At 39.1% G+C, this 3,440-nt stretch carries 9 protein-coding genes and 1 pseudogene; 9 read left to right on the forward strand and 1 reads right to left on the reverse strand.

Annotated features, from left to right (window positions below):
- The 7 genes and pseudogenes from AC1DJR_RS25970 to AC1DJR_RS26000 all read left to right on the forward strand — a co-directional run.
- A pseudogene (locus tag AC1DJR_RS25970) lies at positions 1–95 on the forward strand (transglycosylase); the annotation flags it as partial.
- A 16-nt stretch (positions 96–111) separates the two neighbouring features.
- Positions 112–1,050 carry a hypothetical protein gene (locus AC1DJR_RS25975; protein WP_477003857.1) on the forward strand — a complete coding sequence of 313 codons (939 nt, stop codon included), beginning with the start codon at positions 112–114 and terminating at the stop codon, positions 1,048–1,050.
- Between the two features lie 2 nt (positions 1,051–1,052).
- Positions 1,053–1,199 (forward strand): BC1881 family protein, encoded by a 147-nt coding sequence (locus tag AC1DJR_RS25980; protein WP_000790088.1) that lies wholly within the window; start codon positions 1,053–1,055, stop codon positions 1,197–1,199.
- Positions 1,200–1,326: 127 nt separating this feature from the next.
- Positions 1,327–1,707 (forward strand): hypothetical protein, encoded by a 381-nt coding sequence (locus tag AC1DJR_RS25985; protein ID WP_477003858.1) that lies wholly within the window; start codon positions 1,327–1,329, stop codon positions 1,705–1,707.
- Complete coding sequence (locus AC1DJR_RS25990; protein ID WP_477003859.1) at positions 1,704–1,982, forward strand: AbrB/MazE/SpoVT family DNA-binding domain-containing protein; 279 nt, start codon at positions 1,704–1,706, stop codon at positions 1,980–1,982. The genes AC1DJR_RS25985 and AC1DJR_RS25990 overlap by 4 nt, the downstream gene beginning before the upstream one ends.
- 4 nt (positions 1,983–1,986) lie before the next feature.
- A complete protein-coding gene (locus AC1DJR_RS25995; RefSeq protein ID WP_001294615.1) occupies positions 1,987–2,184 on the forward strand; it encodes a hypothetical protein in 198 nt (65 codons plus the stop codon).
- Positions 2,185–2,210: 26 nt separating this feature from the next.
- Positions 2,211–2,378, forward strand: coding sequence for a hypothetical protein (locus AC1DJR_RS26000; RefSeq protein WP_042598652.1), 168 nt, complete (start codon positions 2,211–2,213; stop codon positions 2,376–2,378).
- 114 nt (positions 2,379–2,492) lie between these two features.
- Here the strand turns inward: AC1DJR_RS26000 and AC1DJR_RS26005 are convergent, their stop codons facing one another.
- Complete coding sequence (locus AC1DJR_RS26005) at positions 2,493–2,819, reverse strand: hypothetical protein (RefSeq protein WP_477003860.1); 327 nt, start codon at positions 2,817–2,819, stop codon at positions 2,493–2,495.
- Between the two features lie 123 nt (positions 2,820–2,942).
- Between AC1DJR_RS26005 and AC1DJR_RS26010 the strand changes: the two genes are divergently transcribed.
- Positions 2,943–3,125, forward strand: coding sequence for a DUF6877 family protein (locus AC1DJR_RS26010; protein WP_477003861.1), 183 nt, complete (start codon positions 2,943–2,945; stop codon positions 3,123–3,125).
- Positions 3,115–3,440: hypothetical protein (locus AC1DJR_RS26015; RefSeq protein ID WP_477003862.1), on the forward strand; the 326-nt coding region annotated here is incomplete at its 3' end. The genes AC1DJR_RS26010 and AC1DJR_RS26015, both read left to right, overlap by 11 nt.

Raw genomic sequence — 3,440 nt, forward strand, 5'->3', positions numbered from 1 at the left:
AAGTGATTCAGGCAAAAATCGATAAAAAGGATTTAGAGTTTAAGTGGTTACGAGATAAATTACGAACGGAAATTGAAAATGATTTACCAAAATAAAGGGGGCTGAAGTTATATGAATATACCTAAACAATTGATGATTGGTAGTGTGCCGTACGATGTGGAAGTCGTAAAAGGATGGATTGAAGAAAGAGAAAACGGAGAAGTAAGAATTGCAGAAGTAACGTATCACGAACAACAAATCAAGATTTCGGACAATGTAGCGAAGCATGAAGGGCAAATGAAAAACGTACTTCATGAGGCTATTCACGCAATGCTTTATGAATACGGACTCGATCGTTTAAATAAAGAAGCAAACGTAAACGCATTAACTACAGTCTTTTTCGATTTTATTAAAAATAATATTCGTGGTGGTGTTTCCAGCTTTGTAGGTGCTAGTAATTACATCGAGATTAAGCCGGTACTGAAAACAAATGTAGAATTTTATGACTCTGAGCCTGCTAATCTAAGATTAAAAAAAGAAACAGATGAATTTTCATTTATCAATACCGCAGCAGAGCTTGTGAAAGTGGTTAATCAGCATCCACCAGAAGTGGATGTATCGGCATTAGGAGCTGCAATGGCAAAAGCGAAAGTTCATAAGGCTGTGGTTCTAGATGTTACGCATGAACAGATTCAGGAATCAGTTGTTAAGATGACCACGGATAAGCAAACCCGTAAACTACCAATCGTAGAAGTAAATCGTAGCTCGTTTCCTGTTGAAGAGATAGCAAAGATTACGAAAAAAGAAGAAGTTGATCCGATTCATTGGAAAACAGGTATTAAATATGACGAAGAAGGTAAACCGAGATATCGTACACGCTATGATTGCTGCATGTGCAGAAATCGTGGGAATCAATACGAGTACAAGGAGAACAAATTCACGAAATGTCATAAATGTAATGCGAAACTCAAGATAGTACAGGCAACGAAAAATGGATTCCCTGAACGCGATGCATTCGGTAATTTTTACGTAGCTAATGATGAATACAGCGTTATTTTGGATGGTGAGTAAAGATGAAGAATATACCTACAAAAAACATAAGTGAAGAACTGGAGACACGTGAGGGTGTCACAACAGTGCAAGTAAGTCCCCATGAAAAGATTGAAGTAGCCGGTATTACGGTTGAGGGTCCGGCTGTGATTCTTATTAATAAGGACTAGGAGTGGTTGGATGGAACTTATATACGAATATCCGATTTGGACAACGTGGTTCATTTGTGTAATATTTTTTTGGTTTAGCAAGCGTTATAGAAACGATTAAGAAGTAAAGAAAAGGAGTTGGGGAGAAATGAAAGAAAAAGACTTGAACATTTCAGAAGTACGTGGTGCGAAAAAGAATATTTCAGATTTACAAGTTTATGGTGATGGGGATACATTTGCGCTACTTTGTAAAGCGAGTTCAAAAGAACAAGGTTGGATGAAATCAACTAAGGTTTGTAATGTTGATGGTGGTTGCGTAATGCAGGTGACAACGCAGCAGAAGAATCCAGACGGTAGTTATGCTGTAGCTGAAGCATTGACCTATGTACCAGGTGTTCATATTGATAAGGAAAGTGATCCGCGGAGAATAGTACCAATCCCTACGAAAAAATATGAAGTTAACCTTCTTGTAGAACAAGGAAAGCGAAAATATCAATCTAGTTGGTCAGAAGGAGCTGAAGAGAAATGAAATCAACAGGTATTATTCGTAACATTGATCCATTAGGACGTATTGTGTTTCCGATGGAATTACGCCGTACATTAGGTATCCAGGTAAAGGATCCGATGGAGATTTTCGTAGATGGTGAATCTATTATTCTACAAAAATATAATCCTAATAACTCTTGCCAAATTACAGGAGAGGTTTCAGAAGAAAATATTGAACTAGCTGGCGGTAAACTCGTGCTAAGTCCTGAAGGGGTTGATCAGGTATTAGCGGAACTCGAAGCATATTTGAAGGGGTGAAAAGATGAGCGAACCTAATAAACAATATACAAATATCGAGCTGGAAATGATTTTGGATAACTTTGTAAAGGCGTTACCAATGCAAATGCGTATGCAGCGCGAGATGTCTAAAGTATATAAGGCGCGTTTCGATGCCCTTGTTTCGGAAGGTTTTACGGAACAACAAGCACTGGAAATCGTAAAATCACGTGGTATAGAGTGAAAGGTTCGGAAGCCATCTTACGAGCGATGCACCAGGTAGGAGGAGAAATTCCAGCCACGCAGTTTGATACGTGGCTGGGACAACTCTCTCAGTTAGGTCTACTGGAGCAAGTCACGAAAGATGATGAGCATGTTTATTATTACCGGCTTACGGATAACGCAAGGCAGTTTTTAGCGAAGAAGGGCGTGAAATAAAGCATCATTCGGAATAGCTTATAAGTTCGCCATCTTGTTCTTCGTCAATTTTATGAACTGTCCTATCCTCTTCGATTAAATAACAAGCGTTTGCGGGTTTTTTATTTAAAGTGGTCAAATATATGAAATAGAGTTTATTACTAATCCCTGTGAACTCCTTAGCCGCTTGTTGGAAAATACCTTGACATTGTTTTCAAGTATATAACTGCGTAGGGATGCAGTATCCAATACGTGAGAATTTTTAAATAAAAGATTGCGCAAGATTTTCGCTGTATAAAAAGAACTTTCAGAACCAGAGGTTCCCATTATACAGTTAGGAGCAACGAATGTTAACTTACGTTTATAATCAGTATCTATTTCGTCAGTGTTTTCAACACTGAGACGCGTATCACTAATCATAAGAATACCTTTAGGTAATATGATACCAGCAATTAGAGTCATTGTTTCATCCCCATTCGAGTTTATATTTTAATGCGACATTGATAATTATAACAGATGGTAACTATGTAAGTCCTGTTTTTAGGGAATATACGTTCTTAGTAGTGAGGTAAAGGAGAGAAACAAGTGAATTATATAGATCGTATCACGGAATTAGCCCCACAAGTACCGGTGGTCGTTTTAGAAGATGTGATGAACCGGATTAAGGATTGGATCGTAAGTGGCGGGAAAGAAGATGACCCGTATATTGAACAACAACTGAGATTCGTGGAACGTGTGGCCGCAAGGAGTAAGGAACATGACGTCTGAAGAAATCCGTAACTTACAAATCGATGGAGTGGATGTTCCGTTTTACGATGGATATGTGACGGTACAAGAAGGAGTTGTCACGGGTAAGCTCACCTGGAGTCTCCATGTTGTGGATTATGGGGTAAGTGAATTTGTAGCCACGAACCAGTTACGTGATGTGAATATCGAGACAGAGAACGGCAATGTGTATGCTGGAGAAGGATTGATTACGAAAGTGACTGAGGAACAGTTTCTCTTAGCTGGAAAGTCGGTGCTACGTGGTTACGAGACAGCAGCGGCGTGGCACGTGTTTCGAGATTCGGAGATTCACAGCTG

The organism is Bacillus sp. 05T31 (assembly GCF_056396725.1).

Coding starts and splice junctions, on each gene's coding strand:
- AC1DJR_RS25985 (WP_477003858.1), top strand. CDS start 1,327: ATGAAAGAAAAAGACTTGAACATTTCAGAAGTACGTGGTGCGAAAAAG.
- AC1DJR_RS25975 (WP_477003857.1), top strand. CDS start 112: ATGAATATACCTAAACAATTGATGATTGGTAGTGTGCCGTACGATGTG.
- AC1DJR_RS26005 (WP_477003860.1), bottom strand. CDS start 2,819: ATGACTCTAATTGCTGGTATCATATTACCTAAAGGTATTCTTATGATT.
- AC1DJR_RS25980 (WP_000790088.1), top strand. CDS start 1,053: ATGAAGAATATACCTACAAAAAACATAAGTGAAGAACTGGAGACACGT.
- AC1DJR_RS26000 (WP_042598652.1), top strand. CDS start 2,211: ATGCACCAGGTAGGAGGAGAAATTCCAGCCACGCAGTTTGATACGTGG.
- AC1DJR_RS25990 (WP_477003859.1), top strand. CDS start 1,704: ATGAAATCAACAGGTATTATTCGTAACATTGATCCATTAGGACGTATT.
- AC1DJR_RS25995 (WP_001294615.1), top strand. CDS start 1,987: ATGAGCGAACCTAATAAACAATATACAAATATCGAGCTGGAAATGATT.